We start from the raw sequence: 19,696 nt of genomic DNA, 5'->3' as shown, positions 1-19,696 counted from the left end.
ATTAACGATGAGTGCCACTGTCAAAACCTTAGTCAACCAACCTTACAAGTACGGCTTTGTCACCGACATTGAGGCCGACACAATTGCGCGTGGACTAAACGAGGACGTTATCCGCTTAATCTCCGCCAAGAAGAACGAGCCGGAATTCATGTTGGATTTTCGCCTCAAAGCGTATCGCCAGTGGCAAAAAATGACAGAACCGACTTGGCCGAATGTCAAGTACCCGCCAATAAATTATCAAGATATCATTTATTACTCAGCTCCGAAACAAAAGAAAGAAAAACTCAACAGCTTGGAGGAAGTTGATCCTACCCTCCTGGAAACCTTCGAGAAGCTGGGTATACCTCTGTCTGAACAAAAGCGACTGGCAAACGTCGCCGTTGATGCAATTTTCGATAGCGTTTCTGTCGCCACTACATTCAAAGAAAAGCTAGCCAAAGACGGCGTGATTTTCTGCTCGATTTCCGAAGCACTGCGGGAACACCCAGAATTAGTACAAAAGTACTTGGGTAGCGTGGTTCCGGTAGCGGACAATTACTTCGCCGCGCTGAACTCCGCTGTATTTAGCGATGGTTCCTTCGTCTACATTCCCAAAGGCGTGAAATGCCCGATGGAACTGTCTACTTATTTCCGCATCAACTCCGGCGATACAGGACAATTTGAGCGGACTTTGATTGTCGCTGAAGAAGGTAGCTATGTCTCCTACCTCGAAGGTTGCACCGCGCCGATGTATGACAGCAACCAACTGCACGCCGCCGTAGTGGAACTCGTCGCCCTCGACAACGCGGAAATTAAATACTCCACCGTACAGAACTGGTACGCCGGAGATGCCAACGGTAAAGGCGGTATTTACAACTTCGTTACCAAGCGCGGTTTGTGTCAAGGTGTGAATTCCAAGATTTCCTGGACTCAAGTTGAAACTGGTTCCGCAATTACTTGGAAATATCCCAGCTGCGTATTAGTAGGTGATAATTCTGTCGGTGAATTCTACTCGGTAGCGCTGACAAATAACATGCAGCAAGCCGACACCGGCACGAAAATGATTCACGTCGGTAAGAATACTCGCAGCACAATTATTTCCAAAGGCATCTCTGCCGGTAACTCTAGCAACAGCTATCGCGGTTTAGTGAAAATCAACCCGAAAGCCCAAGGAGCGAGAAATTATTCGCAATGTGATTCGATGCTAATTGGGGATAATGCCCACGCCAACACTTTTCCTTATATTCAGGTACAGAATAATACTGCCAAGGTAGAACATGAAGCTTCTACTTCCAAAATTGGCGAAGATCAACTGTTCTACTTTGCTCAACGGGGAATTTCCGCAGAAGATGCAATTTCCATGATGATTAGCGGCTTCTGCAAGGATGTGTTTAATCAACTGCCGATGGAATTCGCGGTGGAAGCTGATAAGCTGTTGAGTCTGAAGTTGGAAGGCAGCGTTGGTTAATGAAGATTTACCTTTGTGTCTTTGTGTCTCTGTGATGAATTGAACCACCAAGACACGAAGGCACTAAGAAAGAAGAGAAGAGAGAGAGAACATGATTATTGAAAATAGCGAAGTTGTGCTGTCAGTGAGAGATTTGACAGCTAATGTTGATGGCACGCCGATTCTCAAGGGGCTGAATCTTGAGGTACGCTTGGGTGAAATCCATGCGATTATGGGGCCGAATGGTTCCGGTAAGAGTACTTTTTCTAAGGTGTTGGCTGGACATCCGGCGTATGAGGTGACTGGCGGCGAGGTAATTTTTCAAGGGCAAAATCTGCTGGAATTAGACCCAGAGGAACGGGCCAGAAGTGGTATATTTCTAGCGTTTCAATATCCTTTGGAAATTCCCGGTGTCAGCAATTTAGATTTTTTACGGGTGGCATATAATTCTCGTCGCAAGGCACAGGGTTTAGAAGAATTAGATACCTTTGATTTTGACGATTTGATTGAGGAAAAGTTGGAAGTGGTAAAAATGAATCCTGCTTTCCTCAGTCGGAGTTTAAATGAAGGTTTTTCTGGTGGTGAGAAGAAGCGCAATGAAATTCTACAAATGGCGCTGCTGGAACCAAAGTTAGCAATTCTGGATGAAACAGATTCAGGTTTAGATATTGATGCACTCAAGATTGTGGCAAATGGGGTAAATCAATTAACAAGTCCTGAAAATGCCACGATTATGATTACCCACTACCAGCGGTTACTTGACTATATTGTGCCTGATTTTGTACATGTGATGGCAAACGGGCGAATTATCACTAGTGGTGGTAAGGAACTGGCGCTAGAGTTGGAGTCTCGCGGTTATGACTGGGTGCTGGAAGCTGCTGAGGTGGGCGTGTAATGGCTATTCAAGTTTCTCCTAGTTCAATTCCTAACTCGGATACAGTCAGTTTGACATCTACTTTGTTAGATAGAGATAGTTATCTGACTGGGTTGTTAAATCAGGTAACTAGTTATCAAACAGAGGGGTGGTTGCAGGAATTACGCCAACGCGCTGCGAATTGGGTACGTCACTCAACTATCCCCACTACCCGCGAGGAAGAATGGCGATTTACCGATTTGTCGTCTTTGCGGCAAGTACAATTTCAGGTAGATACACAGTTAAGACAAGCGGATATCTCGGCGATACCGGAAGCTGTTAATAGCCGTTTGGTGTTTGTGAATGGCGTTTATGCACCTGAGTTATCAGCAGTTGCAGATTTACCGCCTGGGGTGGTGGTTAGTAATTTAGCTGGGTTATCTGTAAGTCAGCAGGAGCGTGTTCAGCAATATTTAGCTCAGGCTGAGGGAGCGCAGGAAGTATTTACGGCTCTGAATACTGCTGGTTTAACTGATGTGGCTGTGGTGTTGGTGGGGAAGAATGTTGTAGTTGAGACACCAATTCATCTGCTGTTTGTCTCGGTGGTTGGGGAAGTAGCGACGATTTCGCAGCCGCGTTGTTTGGTGGTGGCGGAAGGTAATTCGCAGGTGAGTTTGGTGGAAGAGTATACGAACCGCCAAGACGCCAAGAGCGCCAAGGAGGGGGTTTACTTCACTAATGCGGTTACGGAAATTTGGGTAGGCGAGAATGCCCAGGTGAGTCACACTAGGGTTGAGTGGGAAGGCGCAGAGGCTTTTCATATCGGGAAGACTGCGATCGCTCAGGCTCGTGATAGTCGATATAGTTGTAATGCCATAACTTTTGGCGCGAAGCTGTCACGGCATAATTTAGAGATTTTGCAAACTGGTGAGCAAACGGAAACTGTTCTCAATGGTTTGACGATAATTGCTGGTAAGCAGGTGGCGGGCACTCATAGTGCGATCGCTTTGAATTATCCTCATGGTACAAGTAAGCAATTGCATAAGTGTATCGTAGGCGATCGCGCTCATGCTGTATTCAATGGCAAAGTTTTTGTTCCCAAACCCGCACAGTTGACCGATGCAGCGCAGTTGAATCGCAATTTGCTGCTATCATCAAAAGCCAGAGTTGATACTAAACCCCAATTGGAAATTACTGCTGATAATGTCAAATGCGCCCACGGTGCTACTGTCAGCCAATTGGAAGATGATGAAATATTCTATCTGCAAAGCCGGGGAATTAATCAAAACGATGCTCGAAAGTTGTTAATTAACGCTTTCGCCGCCGAAATCATCACCCAAATACCAATACCCTCCCTGGAAGAAAATCTGTTAAACGCAGTCACAAATCTCAATTCCCTAACAACTGACAACTGACAACTGACTAACTACCAATGACTTTCACCACTACCAAAACTCTAGCTGATCAAGTCCGCGCTGACTTCCCAATATTACGTCAGGAAGTCAACGGGAAAACTTTAGTTTACCTAGATAATGCAGCTACCTCACAAAAGCCATTGTTCGTATTAAATACCTTGCGGGATTACTACGAGCAATATAACGCCAATGTCCATCGCGGCGCTCATACTCTCAGTGCGAAAGCTACTGATGCTTATGAAGCAGCGCGAGACAAAGTTGCTAAATTCATCAATGCTACATCGCGCCAAGAAATTGTTTACACCCGTAATGCAAGTGAGGCAATTAACTTAGTTGCGTATAGCTGGGGAATGAATAATTTACAGCCGGGAGATGAAATTATTCTCTCGGTGATGGAACACCACAGTAATATAGTTCCCTGGCAGTTTGTAGCTCAAAAAACGGGTGCAGTTCTGAAATTTGTAGAACTGACACCAGAAGAAACTTTTGATTTGGAACAGTTTAAACAACTGATTTCCGACAAAACAAAATTGGTTTCAGTAGTGCATATTTCTAATGCTTTGGGTTGTATTAATCCAGTGCAAGAAATTGCTAGTATTACTCACAGATACAGCGCGAAATTCTTAGTTGATGCTTGTCAAAGTGTTCCCCACTTTCCTGTTGATGTGCAACAAATAGACTGTGATTGGTTGGTCGCTTCCGGTCACAAAATGTGCGCCCCAACTGGGATAGGATTTTTGTATGGAAAGTTGGATTTATTAGAATCAATGCCGCCATTTTTCGGTGGTGGCGAAATGATTGCTGAGGTGTATTTAGACCATTCTACTTATGCAGAATTACCGCATAAATTTGAAGCCGGTACACCTGCAATTGGAGAAGCGATCGCTCTTGGTGCAGCGGTAGATTATCTTAGTAGTATCGGCATGGATAAAATTCACGCCTACGAAGCAGAATTAACCGCTTATTTGTTCCAACAACTAGAGCAAATTCCCCAAATTCGCATTTACGGCCCCAAGCCAAATGCTCAAGGTGAAGGTAGAGCCGCTTTAGCTACATTCACAGCCGCAGAAGTCCACGCCAACGACTTATCTACATTATTAGATCAAGAAGGCGTTGCCATTCGTTCTGGACACCACTGCACTCAACCATTACACCGCCATTTGAGTCTTGCTGCAACTGCACGGGCTAGTTTATCTTTCTACAATACCCGTGAAGAAATTGATGCTTTTATCAAAGCTTTGAAGGAAACCCTTGACTTTTTCGCTGGTATCTTTGGCTAAAAGTAGACCATTTTTGATACTAATTGTGCCAATTGTCAGTAACAAGTAATGCTGATAATTGGCACAATTTATTTATGTCGTTTATCTACAGGAGACACTAAAGTGTCTTACAGTGACTTCAGTTTAGACAAAGTAAGAAAAGCTTTTGGTCTAACTATTGTTGATAAAATTGATATCTTCGCATCTATAACTGAAATAGAATGTCCTCATTTTCTAGCAGAAACATTAAAGGAAAATTTACCTTTAGCTCTTGCTAGTAACACTGAAAAATCCCGTTCAGAGATGATTATTGCACCAATTTTAATAGCTGTACGAAAATATTTAAACAATCAAGTAAGTTTATTTTCTGGTATTGATTTTACTGTTGATCCAGCGCAAGGCTTAAATGGCAACTGCGATTTTATTATTAGTCGTTCACCAGAATTACTAGTTATTAATGCACCAGTAGTGACAATTGTAGAAGCTAAAAAAGAAAACATCAATGCAGGTTTAGGTCAATGTGTAGCCGAGATGGTAGCAGCAAGATTGTTTAATGAACGTGAAGGAAATAACATTAAGACAATTTATGGTACTGTCACCACTGGCACTAACTGGAAGTTTCTCAAGCTATTTGAGCAAGTTGTTGAGATTGACTTAGGCGAATATTATATTAATAATATAGGTAAAATTTTAGGAATTTTATCTAGTATTTTAACATCATAAGTATTTTAATATGCTTGTACAGTCAACACCAGCCGAACAAAGAACAGTGCTACATAACATTACCTGGGAAACCTTTGAGGCTTTGCTGAGAGATACAGGTGAAGACAGAAGTTCTCGGTTTGCTTATGACTGTGGCACTTTAGAAATCATGACACCACTGTTTGAACATGAAAACCCCAAAATACAATTTGACCGTTTTATAGCCGTTTTAGCAGAAGAACTAGGAATAGAAATTAAAAGTGCTGGCTCCACAACACTAAAACAGCGTTTAGCACGTCGAGGTATAGAACCAGACAACTGCTACTATATACAAACTGAACCAAGAGTCAGAGGTAGAGAAACTTTAGATTTAGAAACTGACCCACCGCCTGATTTAGCAATTGAAATTGACATTACCAGCACTTCAGTTAACAAATTTGGGATTTATTCAGCGTTGGGTGTACCTGAACTTTGGCGATATGATGGCGAGAATTTAAAATTTTACAATTTAGGAGAAAATCAATATGTTGAATGTGAGTTTAGTATTGCTTTTCCTTTGGTTTCGGTGAGTGAAATTAGGAGATTTATTCAGCAGAGTAAAAGTATGGGTGAAATTGCTTTATTGAAATCGTTTCGTTCTTGGGTGAGGACAAAAATAGGATAATTTGGAAGTTGATTTAGTAATGTAGCTATAGAACTGAATTAAAATGCTATCTAGCCCTTATTGCAAAAGAAGATGCACTGTCCACTGCTTTGTCTAAACTCTTTATTAGGGTGACAAATACTATTCATATTAAATTTAACTTGCTGAATTACGAATTACGAATTACGAATTATTTTGAAATACTATCAACAACAACCCAACGCTTTCCCTAACATTTACCTGAACGATTTATGGGGAGAAATCCAAGCTTGTCCTTACTTTTCTATCAACAACCTCAACCGTGATTTTGTTGGTACTAAAGGATTTTCTGTGGTATTTCAACGATCGCACTTACCCCAAGTAGAACAGCAGTTCCCCTACTTCAAGCCTTACCTGGATCTGGCTCTCCAGCCGAGTTGTAATGCTTTTTACCTCAATCCTTTACAACTCAAGGAAGGTTCCCGTGTTGATCCGCACATTGATCGCTCGTTGCGTTCCTACTGTAAAACCATTGAGCCACCTTTAGTTGTCAGCGTCTTGTATGTTAAAGTACCTCAAGACATGGAAGGAGGAGAATTAGTACTGCGATCGCACAAACGCCAACTAGGGCAGATTAAACCGCAAATGAATACCTTACTTTACTTTCAGGGTGATTTAACCCATTCAGTTAATGCTGTGAAAACCCCAGGAAATCGCCTCAGTTTGGTTTGTGAACAGTATAGTTTAAGCGAAACTGAACTACAGCAAATCCCTAAATTTACTATAGAGTCAAGAGTTGCTCAATCAACAACAAAAAAGAGAAAGTAAAAAGTAGTCTTATTAATATCATTGCACCCCTCCCCTTACCAAGGGGAGGGGTGCAAAAGCGCAGCTTTGGCGGGGTGGGGTTATTCAGTTTTTATCAGTAATCAGCCGGACATGATATTACACAATCTAAAATCCAAAATCCAAAATCCAAAATAATATAACCTCCTACAAAATTAACTTTTGCAAGAGGTTAATCCAAATCAATTAACAATTATTGCCCATTTGTAGAAGTTGATGGCTGCGATTGTTGAGGCTCAGGTTGAGACTCAGGTTGAGGCTCAGGATTGAGAAATTGTTGCCAATTCCTGATTTGCTCTCGCGCCGCACTGTATGCAGCACTACCGCGTGGAATCAACCTTGCAGTCTCAATGGCTTGATTAATATCAGAATCACCTTGAGAACGTGCAATGTCTAATAACTGCTGACTCCATTGGTCAATGGCCACATTTACATCCAAGCGCAAAACGCTATTATTTGACACCTTATCTGCTAGCCTGATGGCTTCAGCTAAAGCTTGTGGTGTGCCAGCCAGTGCCACTTCTCGCGCTTTCTTCCAGTTTTCTCTGGCGCGGATTTGTCCTTCCCAATCATTTATAGCTGTTTGTGCTTCATTAGCAAGCGATCGCCCTGATGATGCCAGGGGTTGAGCTGCGTTGATAGCAGCAGGTAAATCGCCACTCTGAGCCAGTTCTCGCGCCTGATCCAAGTATGGTTGGTCTTGGATTCGCTGTACTTTGGCTGTCCAATTGCGAATTTTTTTGCGTGCTTCTGGATACAACGCCCTTCCCTGGCGAATTTGACTGGCTTCTGCGATCGCAGCTTGCAAAGAGTTAACATCCTCAATCAATGCAATCTGTTCCGCACGATCCAGATATGGTTGGTCTTCGATTGTCTGCACTTGTGCCAGCCAATGACTCGCCTCCTGCCTAGCTTCTGAGCCGCGAGGGTTGCTCGCAGGGACAAGTTGTGCTTCTGCGATCGCTGCTGTTAAATCGTTAATTGTTCCTTGGCTAGCCAGTGACCGCGCTTTTTCTAGACGCGCCACATCTTCAATTTCTAACTGCCAACGAGCAATTAACTGTTGTGCTTTGTTATACACTGCTCTGGAAGGATCAATTTCTTGTGCTTGGGAAATCGCTGTTTGTAAACTCTCAACAGTACCTATCCATGCACTTCTTTGAGCATCAGCTATGGCAACAAAGTCTTGGACTTCTGCCTGCAAACCAGAACTTTCTGGAATTTGGTTGGCAATGTCTAATGCTGCATCTGCATCCCGTGCGTCTAACTTTGCCTGTGCTAAATCTAGCATCTTGCGTCCAAATACAGGAATAGACTCTTGAGCCTTTTTATACAAAAAACTCTCTGAACCAATAGATTCAGCTATTTTAATTGCTTCTAGCAAGTTATCTACAACTTTGCTATCTGCTAAACTTTCAGCTTTTGCCAACTTTTCGCCATCTTCCCGTGCTGAGGCAATGATGCGATTCAATTGGTCGTATTTAGTACTTGACCAATATTTATTGTCTACACGCAGCAATTTGGCTGCCAACATAAATGCTGATTGCCACTGCCTTTTACCTAATTCGTCTTCTGCCTGTTGGTAGATGCTTTCTGCCTTGGCCCAAATTGACTCCCATTTGTCAATTTGCTCATCTACCAATTTATAGGCCAATAGGTCTGGGGGGATTTTGCGGGCAGTGGCGATCGCTTCATCTAAGTTCCCTGCTTGGAAACTGTCATCAGCAAGCTTTAAAATATCCTTTGACCATTGTTCTAAAAAACGATTAATTTCTCCACGCAATGGGTGATCTTGTGGTAGTTGTTTGACAAGAGCGATCGCTTGCAGTAAATCTTCCACATTCTGCTTAGAGGCTGCCAACTGAGCGCAATGTAGCCGCACCGACGCACTAGCCAAGGGCCAAAAAATTGATGGGCAATTGGGAGCAGATGGTAACTTTAGTAACATTGCCATCGCCAAAAATCCTATACTGCCGGGAATGAAAGCCAATAATACTGACCACAACACCCAGCTTTTCATCCAACGCGGCAGCTTTCCAGAACCTCTAGTAGGAAAACTGGTTTCTTCTGACTGGCTATTTATAGGTAATCCTTCGGAATTGTTTTGTATTCGCTGCTTCACTGACTTAGAGGTAGAACCAGTAGCTGGGATACCAAATGCTTGAGGCTCACCGAATTGGGGTGTTCGGGACGATCCGTCAATTTTATCTGGTTCTCCTGCTCCGGCTGGTGACCAACCGTCTGGAATATCCCGCTGTGTCATCTCTCACACCAAAATAATTGAATAGCGATCTGTTCTAGAATGATAATTCCGTTTTTGTTATGGTAACTGTCTCATCATTAAAAAGCTACTTTTCACATTATCTTTCTCCACAAATACCATTATTTACTTAAAATTTAAGTATTAATTTATACCTAATTAGAAATAGAAGTTTCCCTTTGCAAATCCCCAATTAACTGATTCAAGTGATCGCTATTTGCCTGATAGACCGTGCCGCAAAAGTCACAAATTGCTTCAGCACCATCATCTTTAATTATCATGTCCTGCAATTCGGCTTCTCCCAGAATCTTGAGTGCCCCCAAAACGCGATCAAAGGAGCAACCACAGTGGAAGCGCAACATTTGGCTTTCTGGAAATATCTTCAGCCCCATATCTCCTAATAGATCATTGAAGATTTCCGTTAATGTCTTGCCAGCTTGCAACAAAGGCGTAAAACCTGACAAAGCAGCAACTCGTGATTCCAACTTTGCTACTAAAGCTTCGTCTGTTGCAGCTTTGGGTAACACTTGCACCAATAATCCTCCAGCAGCCGTTACACCACTCGCGCCCACGAACACGCCTAAAACCAATGCTGAAGGTGTTTGTTCGGAATTCACAAGGTAATGAGTCACATCTTCACCAATTTCGCCCGAAACGAGTTCTACAGTACTAGAGTAAGGGTAGCCGTAACCGATATCCCGCACTACATAGAGGTAGCCATCACCTACTGCACCACCAACATCTAGCTTACCTTTGGCATTGGGAGGCAATTCTACAGATGGGTTGCTGACATAGCCGCGTACTGTTCCATCTGAGCCTGCATCTACCAATATACCACCCAAAGGCCCATTGCCCTTAACGTGGACATTAACCCTAGACCCTACTCGCTTCATATTAGAAGCCATCAATAAGCCTGCCGCCATTGTCCGACCTAGGGCTGCTGTTGCCACATAGGAAAGCTTGTGGCGTTGCCGTGCTTCTTCTGTTAAGCGTGTAGTGATCACACCTACTGCACGAATCCCATTTTCAGCCGCCGTGGCACGAATTAACTGGTCTGCCATGAAAAACCTTACATTTCTTAACAACTCCACTTTTTCTATTCTAGGTTCTCATCGGCTATAAAAGTGACAAGAGCGATCGCGCTTTGTGGGAAGGTGGGGATTAGGGGAAATGGGGTGATGGGGGGATAGGGAGGTGGGGAAAATAGCTAATTACCACTGACCACTGACAACTGTTACGAGTTAACTTTAAGTTATGCTGACCTATTCATCTCATATTTAAAAATGTTAGGTACTTTTCAACAAAGCCAACTGCGGATAGAAATTGAAGCATCAGCTGATACCATTCGTGACAGTTTACTGCATCCGGAACAATTACAAAAATGGCTTGTAGGGCAAAGTTTTGCTCCAGGAATGCCAGAACAACTGCATACAGGATTGCAGTTTACAACTTGGACTGGGCCAGTACCAATTCATCATCAGGTGAATGTGGCAAAACCCAACTGTCTGCGCTTGCTACTGAGTGGAGGTATTGATGGGTTTCATGAATGGTACTGGGGAGAAGGTTGGGTACAATCCCGCTTGGAAGGTATTTCAATTCTGCCTCTGAATTTGGGTCAAAGCCTGAGTTTGTTGAGTTTGCGCCAGTTTCTAGCCCAGCATAGCAAAGATAGAAGACTTTAGATTTTTTACCAATCATCTATAGTCTCCGGCTGCTAACACTTGCTCAACTGTTAGTGCCATATCCGGAAAAGTTTGAGATTGAATATAATCTCCATCAACAAACTCCAGCGGTTCGTATAATTCTTCAATTAATGTGAAAACTGTCACCCATTAGTCCTTTGTCCTTTGTCCTTTGTCCTTTGGAAATACTTTTGACTAATGACTAATGACAAAGGACAAACATATCAAGTGATTGTGCAAATTAAATGTGTTTTAGTTTACCTGATTCTAATTCTGTTTCACTACTAAAACTGAACAAGGAGCTTCCTCCACAACTTGGCTACTGACTGAACCTTGGACAATTCGCTTCATACCAGTTAAGCCACGACTGCCAATTAGGATCAAATCAGCTTTATAAATATTGGCAAGGCGAATAATTTCTTCAGCGGGGTCGCCTGTCACCAGTTCTATTTCACTATTTACTGATAACTCCTCCTGATAGGATTGTAGCAATTTTTCAATCTGAAAATAAGAAAGTACTGGGGACTCTGGATGAGGGCGATCGGCGGGCAATTCTATCTCTGAATCTGGAGTAGGAAACACATGGCAAAGAATGACTTTGGTCTCTTTTGAAAACACCAAATGCTCTAAAGTTTCAATGACTCGTGCTGCAATTTCTGAACCGTCGAGAGCTACCAAAATATTTTTTAGCACTGCTCTTATCTCCTAAAGAGTAGACCCCTGAAATAAGTACCTCAAGAGTTTTATTGGTTGCTACACCAAATAATTTCCTGGATAAGCACTTAGTTTGTATATTGGTTGCTACACCCTGCAAAGAGGAACCACTAGATTGTTTTAGTTTTTTCTTAGTTGTAGTCAGTGGCGTTTTCTCACCCTTGTGCAACTGTCAATCTCAAGAGCGTTACCCGTTGCTCTCAAGCATTCCCGTAGGGTAGCAACTACTGTTCAAACTTTCAGTGTGAAGCCAGCGAGTGACTTTTGCCTTTAGTTTAGGAAAAAATTAAGCATTGCAAATCACTCTTCTTGCTGAATTCGGCGTCGAACTGAATCACTATGAGAAGGTAAACCTTCGGCTGTTGCTAGTGCATCAATTGCCCCAGCCACTTTTTGTAGTGCAGTTGGTGAGTATTGAATAATACTTGAGTGTTTCAGGAAAGTTTCTACCCCTAATGCCGAAGCATAACGAGCAGCACCAGAAGTTGGCAAGGTGTGGTTAGGGCCAGCTAAATAGTCTCCTACTACTTCTGGTGTAGAGTAACCCAAAAAGATTGCCCCAGCGTGGCGAATCAGTGGAACTATTGCCCAAGGGTCTTTAACTTCTAACTCCAAATGTTCGGGGGCAAATTCATTTGAGAGTTCTGCGGCTGCTTCTAAAGATTCCACAACGACAATTAAGCCGTAATGAGCGATCGCTTTTTCTGTATCTATTCGCCGTGGATGATCTACTAGCTGTCTTTCCACGGCTACTTGCACATTTTTTGCCAAAGCAGTATCCGTTGTCAACAAAATCGCCGCTGCCATAGGATCGTGTTCAGCTTGTGCTAACAAGTCAGTGGCAACATGTACGGGATTCGCGGTTTCATCAGCAATAATTAGCACTTCGCTCGGCCCTGCCAAAGAATCAATACCTACAATGCCATAGACAAGTTTTTTTGCTAGGGTGACATAAATATTACCAGGGCCAGTGATCACATTCACTTTGGGAATTGTTTCTGTACCATAGGCTAAAGCTGCGATCGCTTGCGCCCCCCCTACGCGATAAATTTCTTGCACTCCGGCTTCTTGAGCAGCCACTAAAACAGCTGGGTTAATGGCTTTGCCTGCTCTTGGTGGTGTCACCATCACCACACGAGGTACACCAGCGACCTTGGCTGGAATAGCATTCATCAGCACCGTACTGGGATAGGCGGCGCGACCGCCAGGTACGTATAGCCCTGCTCGATCTACAGGGGTGTAGCGTTTGCCCAGCACTACATCATCATCGCCAAAGTGTACCCAGCTTTTCGGGACTCGCTGACGGTGAAATGCTTCAATTTGACGGCAAGCTAGCTGAATCGCCTGGAGCAGTTCTTTGGATACCTGTTGGTAGGCTGCATCCAGTTCCGAACCTGTGACACGCAGTTCTTCTGGCTTCAAGGTTTGATTGTCAAATTCAGCTGTATAGTGCAACACAGCTTTGTCGCCTTGGCGCTTGACTGCTTGCAACACTTCCCGCACCGTAGCTTCTTTGTGAAGCACCTGTTCATCATGGGTGCGATCGCAGATACGTTGTAGTTCTGCTATTACATCTGCCTGCTGAGTAATGATTCGCAGCATGGAGTAAGGACAATGCCAAATTTAAAATATTCCCGGAGCGAGAATCAGTCTTGCTCTTTACCCGCAAGGGGTGTCAAGCTAACCTCGATTCTCTTCTCTAGCTTAACCTGGATTTTTTTGATACTCCTAAGGCTCACACCATCTGGGTGAATTAAGAAGGCTACTAAATTACTCAGTCCGACTTGCTGACGAGCGCTGACGGCAGGGAGCGGGCGTGCCAATTCCCACTATCCTTATGCCCTACCCCTCACTCCCTGCGAGGAAATGGCGTGTTTGCACATCTGGTTTCCCCTGATTCAGGGGGAGGGGTAGGATCTGAGTATAGGTTTTGCTATTTTTTTAGTTTATTTAGTTAACATCTGTCCAGACACAATACATCGTATCTGTACATTTAAACTATGGACTGCATTTGCAGTCACACCGCTTGGTCAGGTAGTGCGTAGTTAGGGTTGCAATTTATTTGGAGTACCTCATTCTAACCCATTTCTTAGTAAATGGAGAATGGGGAATTGGGAATGGGGACTGGAAAAAATTTTCCCAATCTTCAGTACCCAATCCCCGATACCAAATTTTTTCTCAGAAATCCTCACATTGGCAATATGAATGCTATATTAGTAAGTCTAGTAGTGTGTGTACATATTAATAGTCTTTTTGGAATCGACTGTGGCGAATACAAAGTCTGCTCTCAAGCGCGCCCAAATCGCAGAACGTAACCGACTGCGTAATAAAGCTTATAAATCAGCAGTTAAAACGCTGATGAAGAAATACCTAGCAAGTGTGGAAGTCCATACAGCTAATCCTACTCCAGAATCAAAACAAGAAGTAGAGGCGCGGCTGTCCGAGGCTTACAGCAAAATTGATAAAGCTGTCAAACGGGGTGTCCTCCACCCTAATAATGGAGCTAGGAAAAAGTCGAGATTGGCTAGTAAACTCAAGCCAGTTACACAAACAGCACAATAGTCAGTAGTCAGTTGTTATGTGTTGCTTGTTGTCCTCCGATCCTTGAAGTTAACAATAGCCTGATGCCACTTTCTGGAGTAGGAAGGAAAACCCCCGCGCAAAAGTGCTGTATGAAGCCAAGTCCAGCAAGAGCGCTGTTTGACCACTGACTAATGACCCTTCGGGTTTGTCAGTTGCTCATGAGGTTCTCCCCCAAGACCCTTACGGGTGACGCTCGCAAGCTTGCTAACGCTCTTGAGATCGGCAGTCCTCCAGACGCTCAAAAAGCGTAGCGTCTCCCCAAGGGGAGAAGACTCGCGCTTCGGTGCGCTAACGACGGAAACCGCTCCTGTTGGAGGCTACCTCACCGCACTGACGAACCACTGACCATTGACTCTTGACTAAGATGCAACTAATTGACACCCACGTTCATCTCAACTTTGATATTTTCCAGCCGGATTTAGCAGCAGTGCGATCACGGTGGCAAGAAGCAGGGGTAGTGCAATTAGTACATTCCTGTGTCGAGCCATCGGAATTTTCTAGCATTCAAGCCATAGCGTACCAATTTCCGGAAGTGAGCTTTGCCGTGGGTTTGCATCCTTTAGATGCTGATCAATGGCATAGCGACACAGCCGATAAAATATTATCTTTGGCTACTTCGGAATCGAAAGTGGTAGCAATTGGGGAAATGGGGCTGGATTTTTACAAAGCAGATAACGCCGAGCAACAACGCATGGTGTTTGAAGCACAATTAGCGATCGCATCAAAGCTCAACTTACCTGTAATTATTCACTGCCGTGATGCGGCAAACCAGGTCAGGGAAATCTTGCAAAAATGGCAGGATACAGAGGGAGGAAACCTACGGGGTGTCATGCATTGCTGGGGTGGAACGCCAGAAGAAACCCAATGGTTCGTTGACTTAGGCTTTTACATTAGCTTTAGCGGGACAGTAACATTCAAGAACGCTAAAGCTATCCAAACCTCAGCCGCGATGGTGAGAAGCGATCGCCTATTGATTGAAACAGATTGCCCTTTTTTGGCACCAGTACCCAAAAGGGGGCAAAAACGGAACGAGCCTGCTTATGTCCGCCACGTAGCGGAACAAGTAGCACAGTTACGAGGGGAAACAGTAGAAGCGATCGCTGCTCAAACCACCCAAAATGCCTGTAAATTATTCGGTTTGACACTATAAAATCTCTCCTCCCACAAGGAAGGAGATGGTGAAAAAATAAAACTTTAGGAGGATAAAAGTATGCTAAGATTATTCCCTCCAAAACTTTTTGGTTGCGTCATAATGAAAAAGGAAGGATCTGAGAACTCCTGAACTTGATTTTGCACTGTTATCAACCTGACCATCCTTTGATTCTCTACATGCGGATGTTCTTAATGCATGATTAATTTCGTTAATTGACCGTAAGCCAAACTCTGGCAAAGCCTGCTGTGTGTTGAACCTATAGAAAATTCTTAAAAGTAATTGCCTTGTGATTAAAACCCACCAAAATCAAACCATCCCAATTAAGAGCCGACAGATTGCGGCTCATTGTCTTGGTTTAGTGATATCACCATAGTTACTCAAGTATAAGTGGTGTACTAAGGCACAAAAGACTAGAGCGGCGGAAACTAATTCACGCGCTTTTGGGAGGGGAAGTGAGGAAAGCAAATCAAATTCAAAAATATCTCAGCCATTCGCTGTTGAGGAATCAACTTCATAGTACCAATGTAGCAATTATTACTTTGTATCAAGGGCGATTACCCCCTTGCCAAAATTGCTCTTTCCAGCTTAAATAGCTGCGTTTGCCTGCGCCTGTAAATAGCAGGTGACACAAGGAGAAGTTCCTAAACAGGTATGGACACTCGCTCATGGTGGTAACCGTCCCCAAGCAGTGTCCTCTAAATAAGTTTAACCAGGTTGACAAAGGTAGAGGCATGATTAGCGAAAATTATATTGAACCCGCCTTTTTGTTGCCCGACTTGATTGAAATCCAGCGTTCTAGCTTCCGCTGGTTTTTAGAAGAAGGGCTGATAGAAGAACTTAACTCCTTTAGTCCGATTACAGACTACACGGGCAAACTAGAATTGCACTTTTTAGGTCATAACTACAAACTAAAGGAACCAAAGTACAGCGTCGAAGAAGCCAAGCGAAGGGATAGTACCTATGCTGTACAAATGTATGTACCTACGCGCCTGTTGAATAAAGAAACAGGGGACATCAAAGAGCAAGAAGTATTTATCGGTGATTTGCCTTTGATGACTGACCGCGGCACGTTCATTATTAACGGAGCTGAGCGGGTCATTGTCAACCAAATTGTGCGATCGCCTGGAGTCTACTACAAATCAGAAATCGATAAAAACGGGCGTCGTACTTATTCAGCTAGCTTAATTCCCAACCGAGGAGCATGGCTGAAATTTGAAACAGACCGTAATGATTTAGTGTGGGTACGCATCGACAAAACCCGCAAACTCTCCGCGCAAGTACTTTTGAAAGCTCTAGGTTTATCAGACAACGAAATCTTTGATGCTTTACGCCACCCAGAGTACTTCCAAAAAACCATTGAAAAAGAAGGGCAGTTTTCTGAAGAAGAAGCCCTGATGGAGTTGTATCGCAAACTGCGTCCTGGTGAACCGCCTACAGTGTTGGGTGGACAGCAACTTTTAGACTCTCGTTTCTTTGATCCCAAACGTTACGACTTGGGTCGCGTTGGGCGGTACAAGCTCAATAAGAAATTGCGGTTGTCAGTGCCAGATACCATGCGTGTTCTGACTCCCAACGATATTTTAGCAGCAGTTGATTACTTAATCAACCTCGAATATGACATTGGTAGCATAGATGACATTGACCATTTAGGAAATCGTCGGGTGAGAAGCGTTGGCGAATTGCTGCAAAACCAAGTGCGGGTGGGACTAAATCGCCTAGAGCGGATTATTCGGGAACGCATGACCGTATCCGATGCTGAAGTACTTACCCCAGCTTCCTTGGTCAACCCTAAACCCTTAGTAGCAGCAATCAAAGAATTCTTTGGTTCCAGCCAATTAAGTCAGTTCATGGATCAAACCAATCCCTTAGCAGAACTGACTCACAAACGCCGTCTTAGCGCCCTTGGCCCTGGTGGTTTAACCCGTGAACGCGCTGGTTTCGCCGTGCGAGACATTCATCCAAGTCACTACGGACGAATTTGCCCCATTGAAACACCAGAAGGCCCCAACGCTGGTTTGATTGGTTCCTTGGCAACCCATGCACGGGTGAACCAGTACGGCTTCTTGGAAACGCCATTTAGACCTGTGGAAAATGGGCGGGTGCGATTTGATGTACCCCCGGTCTACATGACAGCCGATGAAGAAGACGACCTACGTACAGCTACAGGTGACGTACCGTTAGATGAAAATGGTTACATTAAAGGGCCGCAAGTGCCAGTGCGCTATCGCCAAGACTGGGCAACAACAACACCTGAGCAAGTAGACTACGTAGCAGTTTCTCCAGTACAAATTGTCTCGGTTGCTACAAGTATGATTCCTTTCTTGGAACATGACGACGCCAACCGGGCATTGATGGGTTCCAACATGCAACGGCAAGCCGTACCTCTACTCAAACCAGAGCGTCCTTTGGTGGGTACTGGCTTAGAAGCACAAGGTGCAAGAGACTCAGGGATGGTAATTGTATCACGTACCGATGGTGATGTCACCTATGTTGATGCCACTGAAATTCGCGTGCGTCCTAAACCTAATGCACCAGAAATCAAGTATTACCTTTCCAAATACCAGCGTTCTAACCAAGATACCTGCCTGAACCAAAAACCCCTCGTCCGTATTGGTGAACGGGTTGTTGCCGGACAAGTACTAGCTGATGGTTCCTCTACAGAAGGTGGAGAATTAGCTTTAGGACAAAATATTGTCGTCGCTTATATGCCTTGGGAAGGCTATAACTACGAAGACGCAATTTTGATTTCCGAGCGACTAGTGCAGGATGATGTTTACACCTCAATTCACATTGAAAAATATGAAATTGAGGCCAGACAAACCAAACTAGGGCCTGAAGAAATTACCAGAGAAATTCCCAACGTAGGGGAAGATGCCTTGCGTCAACTTGATGAACAGGGAATCATTCGCATTGGTGCTTGGGTAGAATCTGGGGATATATTGGTAGGAAAAGTTACACCCAAAGGTGAATCTGACCAACCGCCAGAAGAAAAACTGTTACGTGCCATATTCGGGGAAAAAGCGCGGGATGTACGAGACAACTCCTTGCGAGTACCCAACGGTGAAAAAGGGCGTGTAGTTGACGTGCGCTTATTTACCCGCGAACAAGGCGATGAACTGCCACCGGGAGCCAACATGGTAGTGCGGGTGTATGTCGCTCAGAAGCGTAAAATCCAAGTCGGCGACAAAATGGCAGGACGCCACGGCAATAAAGGTATTATTTCTCGGATATTACCAGCGGAAGACATGCCTTACTTACCAGATGGTTCACCAGTGGATATCGTACTTAATCCCTTGGGTGTGCCTAGCCGGATGAACGTCGGACAGGTATTTGAATGTCTTTTGGGTTGGGCTGGCCATACATTAGGAGTGCGATTTAAGATTACTCCTTTTGACGAAATGTATGGTGAAGAGTCATCCCGGAGAATCGTGCATGGCAAATTGCAAGAAGCACGGGATGAAACAGGAAGAGATTGGGTGTACAACCCAGATAACCCAGGCAAAATCATGGTCTTCGATGGTCGTACAGGCGAACCCTTTGACCGACCTGTTACCGTGGGTGTGGCTTACATGCTGAAGCTGGTGCATTTGGTGGATGACAAGATCCACGCTCGTTCCACAGGCCCGTACTCCTTGGTAACACAGCAACCCTTGGGTGGTAAAGCTCAACAAGGTGGTCAGCGATTTGGGGAAATGGAAGTGTGGGCATTGGAAGCCTTTGGTGCAGCTTATACCTTGCAAGAATTGCTGACAGTGAAATCCGACGATATGCAGGGGCGGAACGAAGCGCTAAATGCGATCGTTAAAGGTAAAGCAATTCCCCGACCAGGGACACCAGAATCCTTTAAGGTGTTGATGCGAGAACTGCAATCATTAGGTTTAGATATTGCCGTACACAAAGTAGAAACCCAAACAGACGGCAGTTCCTTGGATGTGGAAGTCGATTTGATGGCAGACCAAGCAACACGTCGCACACCACCCCGACCAACTTACGAATCTCTCTCCCGCGAATCATTGGAAGAAGACGAATAATTCGTAATTCATAATTCGTAATTCGTAATTGAAGAGTTAATTACGAATTACGAATTTCCCCCTCTGGGGCAGGAGTTAATCAGCCTTTCTATTACTTTTAAGGCAAGTTACTGACGAATTACGAACTATAAATTGTTAATTACGAATTAC

The 19,696-nt window shown here is 44.2% G+C and carries 17 protein-coding genes; 11 read left to right on the top strand and 6 right to left on the bottom strand.

The window, feature by feature from the left end; genetic code table 11:
- Positions 1 to 7: 7 nt before the first annotated feature.
- The 7 genes from sufB (at position 8) to I8748_RS13540 (ending at position 7,105) form a co-directional block, all read left to right on the top strand.
- On the top strand, positions 8 to 1,447 hold the full coding sequence (gene sufB / locus I8748_RS13570; protein WP_198125108.1) for a Fe-S cluster assembly protein SufB: 1,440 nt from the start codon (positions 8 to 10) through the stop codon (positions 1,445 to 1,447).
- A gap of 91 nt (positions 1,448 to 1,538) precedes the next feature.
- Positions 1,539 to 2,321: a Fe-S cluster assembly ATPase SufC gene (gene sufC / locus I8748_RS13565; RefSeq protein ID WP_198125107.1), complete on the top strand. Its 783-nt coding sequence runs from the start codon at positions 1,539 to 1,541 to the stop codon at positions 2,319 to 2,321.
- Positions 2,321 to 3,694 (top strand): Fe-S cluster assembly protein SufD, encoded by a 1,374-nt coding sequence (sufD, locus tag I8748_RS13560; RefSeq protein WP_198125106.1) that lies wholly within the window; start codon positions 2,321 to 2,323, stop codon positions 3,692 to 3,694. Before sufC ends, sufD begins: the two co-directional genes overlap by 1 nt.
- Positions 3,695 to 3,711: 17 nt before the next feature.
- On the top strand, positions 3,712 to 4,974 hold the full coding sequence (locus I8748_RS13555) for a cysteine desulfurase (RefSeq protein ID WP_198125105.1): 1,263 nt from the start codon (positions 3,712 to 3,714) through the stop codon (positions 4,972 to 4,974).
- Between the two features lie 102 nt (positions 4,975 to 5,076).
- Positions 5,077 to 5,676, top strand: a complete 600-nt coding sequence (locus tag I8748_RS13550) for a hypothetical protein (RefSeq protein WP_198125104.1) — start codon at positions 5,077 to 5,079, stop codon at positions 5,674 to 5,676.
- A gap of 10 nt (positions 5,677 to 5,686) precedes the next feature.
- Positions 5,687 to 6,319: a Uma2 family endonuclease gene (locus I8748_RS13545; RefSeq protein WP_198125103.1), complete on the top strand. Its 633-nt coding sequence runs from the start codon at positions 5,687 to 5,689 to the stop codon at positions 6,317 to 6,319.
- 174 nt (positions 6,320 to 6,493) lie between these two features.
- A complete protein-coding gene (locus I8748_RS13540; RefSeq protein ID WP_198125102.1) occupies positions 6,494 to 7,105 on the top strand; it encodes a 2OG-Fe(II) oxygenase in 612 nt (203 codons plus the stop codon).
- 211 nt (positions 7,106 to 7,316) lie between these two features.
- On the opposite strand, the gene I8748_RS13535 is transcribed toward I8748_RS13540, so the two are convergent.
- Both I8748_RS13535 and hslO read right to left on the bottom strand, forming a co-directional pair.
- Positions 7,317 to 9,386, bottom strand: a complete 2,070-nt coding sequence (locus tag I8748_RS13535) for a coiled-coil domain-containing protein (RefSeq protein WP_198125101.1) — start codon at positions 9,384 to 9,386, stop codon at positions 7,317 to 7,319.
- Positions 9,387 to 9,538: 152 nt separating this feature from the next.
- Positions 9,539 to 10,444 carry an Hsp33 family molecular chaperone HslO gene (hslO, locus tag I8748_RS13530; protein WP_198125100.1) on the bottom strand — a complete coding sequence of 302 codons (906 nt, stop codon included), beginning with the start codon at positions 10,442 to 10,444 and terminating at the stop codon, positions 9,539 to 9,541.
- A 222-nt stretch (positions 10,445 to 10,666) separates the two neighbouring features.
- Here hslO and I8748_RS13525 point away from each other — a divergent pair, with 222 nt between their 5' ends.
- Entirely contained in the window at positions 10,667 to 11,065 is a 399-nt protein-coding gene (locus tag I8748_RS13525; RefSeq protein ID WP_198125099.1) for a hypothetical protein, read from the top strand.
- Between the two features lie 12 nt (positions 11,066 to 11,077).
- Here the strand turns inward: I8748_RS13525 and I8748_RS35690 are convergent, their stop codons facing one another.
- The 4 genes from I8748_RS35690 to I8748_RS13510 form a co-directional block, all read right to left on the bottom strand.
- Positions 11,078 to 11,212 carry a hypothetical protein gene (locus tag I8748_RS35690; RefSeq protein WP_263975736.1) on the bottom strand — a complete coding sequence of 45 codons (135 nt, stop codon included), beginning with the start codon at positions 11,210 to 11,212 and terminating at the stop codon, positions 11,078 to 11,080.
- 120 nt (positions 11,213 to 11,332) lie between these two features.
- Entirely contained in the window at positions 11,333 to 11,758 is a 426-nt protein-coding gene (locus tag I8748_RS13520) for a universal stress protein (protein ID WP_198125098.1), read from the bottom strand.
- A gap of 321 nt (positions 11,759 to 12,079) precedes the next feature.
- On the bottom strand, positions 12,080 to 13,381 hold the full coding sequence (gene hisD / locus I8748_RS13515) for a histidinol dehydrogenase (protein WP_198125097.1): 1,302 nt from the start codon (positions 13,379 to 13,381) through the stop codon (positions 12,080 to 12,082).
- Between the two features lie 44 nt (positions 13,382 to 13,425).
- Entirely contained in the window at positions 13,426 to 13,602 is a 177-nt protein-coding gene (locus tag I8748_RS13510; protein WP_198125096.1) for a hypothetical protein, read from the bottom strand.
- A 442-nt stretch (positions 13,603 to 14,044) separates the two neighbouring features.
- On the opposite strand from I8748_RS13510, the gene rpsT reads away from it, so the two are divergent.
- From rpsT to rpoB, 3 genes are all read left to right on the top strand, one after another.
- Entirely contained in the window at positions 14,045 to 14,341 is a 297-nt protein-coding gene (rpsT, locus tag I8748_RS13505; protein WP_198125095.1) for a 30S ribosomal protein S20, read from the top strand.
- Between the two features lie 385 nt (positions 14,342 to 14,726).
- Positions 14,727 to 15,512: a TatD family hydrolase gene (locus I8748_RS13500; protein WP_198125094.1), complete on the top strand. Its 786-nt coding sequence runs from the start codon at positions 14,727 to 14,729 to the stop codon at positions 15,510 to 15,512.
- 734 nt (positions 15,513 to 16,246) lie between these two features.
- Positions 16,247 to 19,546, top strand: coding sequence for a DNA-directed RNA polymerase subunit beta (gene rpoB, locus I8748_RS13495; RefSeq protein ID WP_198125128.1), 3,300 nt, complete (start codon positions 16,247 to 16,249; stop codon positions 19,544 to 19,546).
- The last annotated feature ends 150 nt before the right edge of the window (positions 19,547 to 19,696 follow it).

This window comes from Amazonocrinis nigriterrae CENA67, from assembly GCF_016056305.1.
GTDB classification, from domain to species: Bacteria; Cyanobacteriota; Cyanobacteriia; order Cyanobacteriales; family Nostocaceae; genus Amazonocrinis; species Amazonocrinis nigriterrae.
This window is presented reverse-complemented; position numbering and strand designations above follow the sequence as displayed.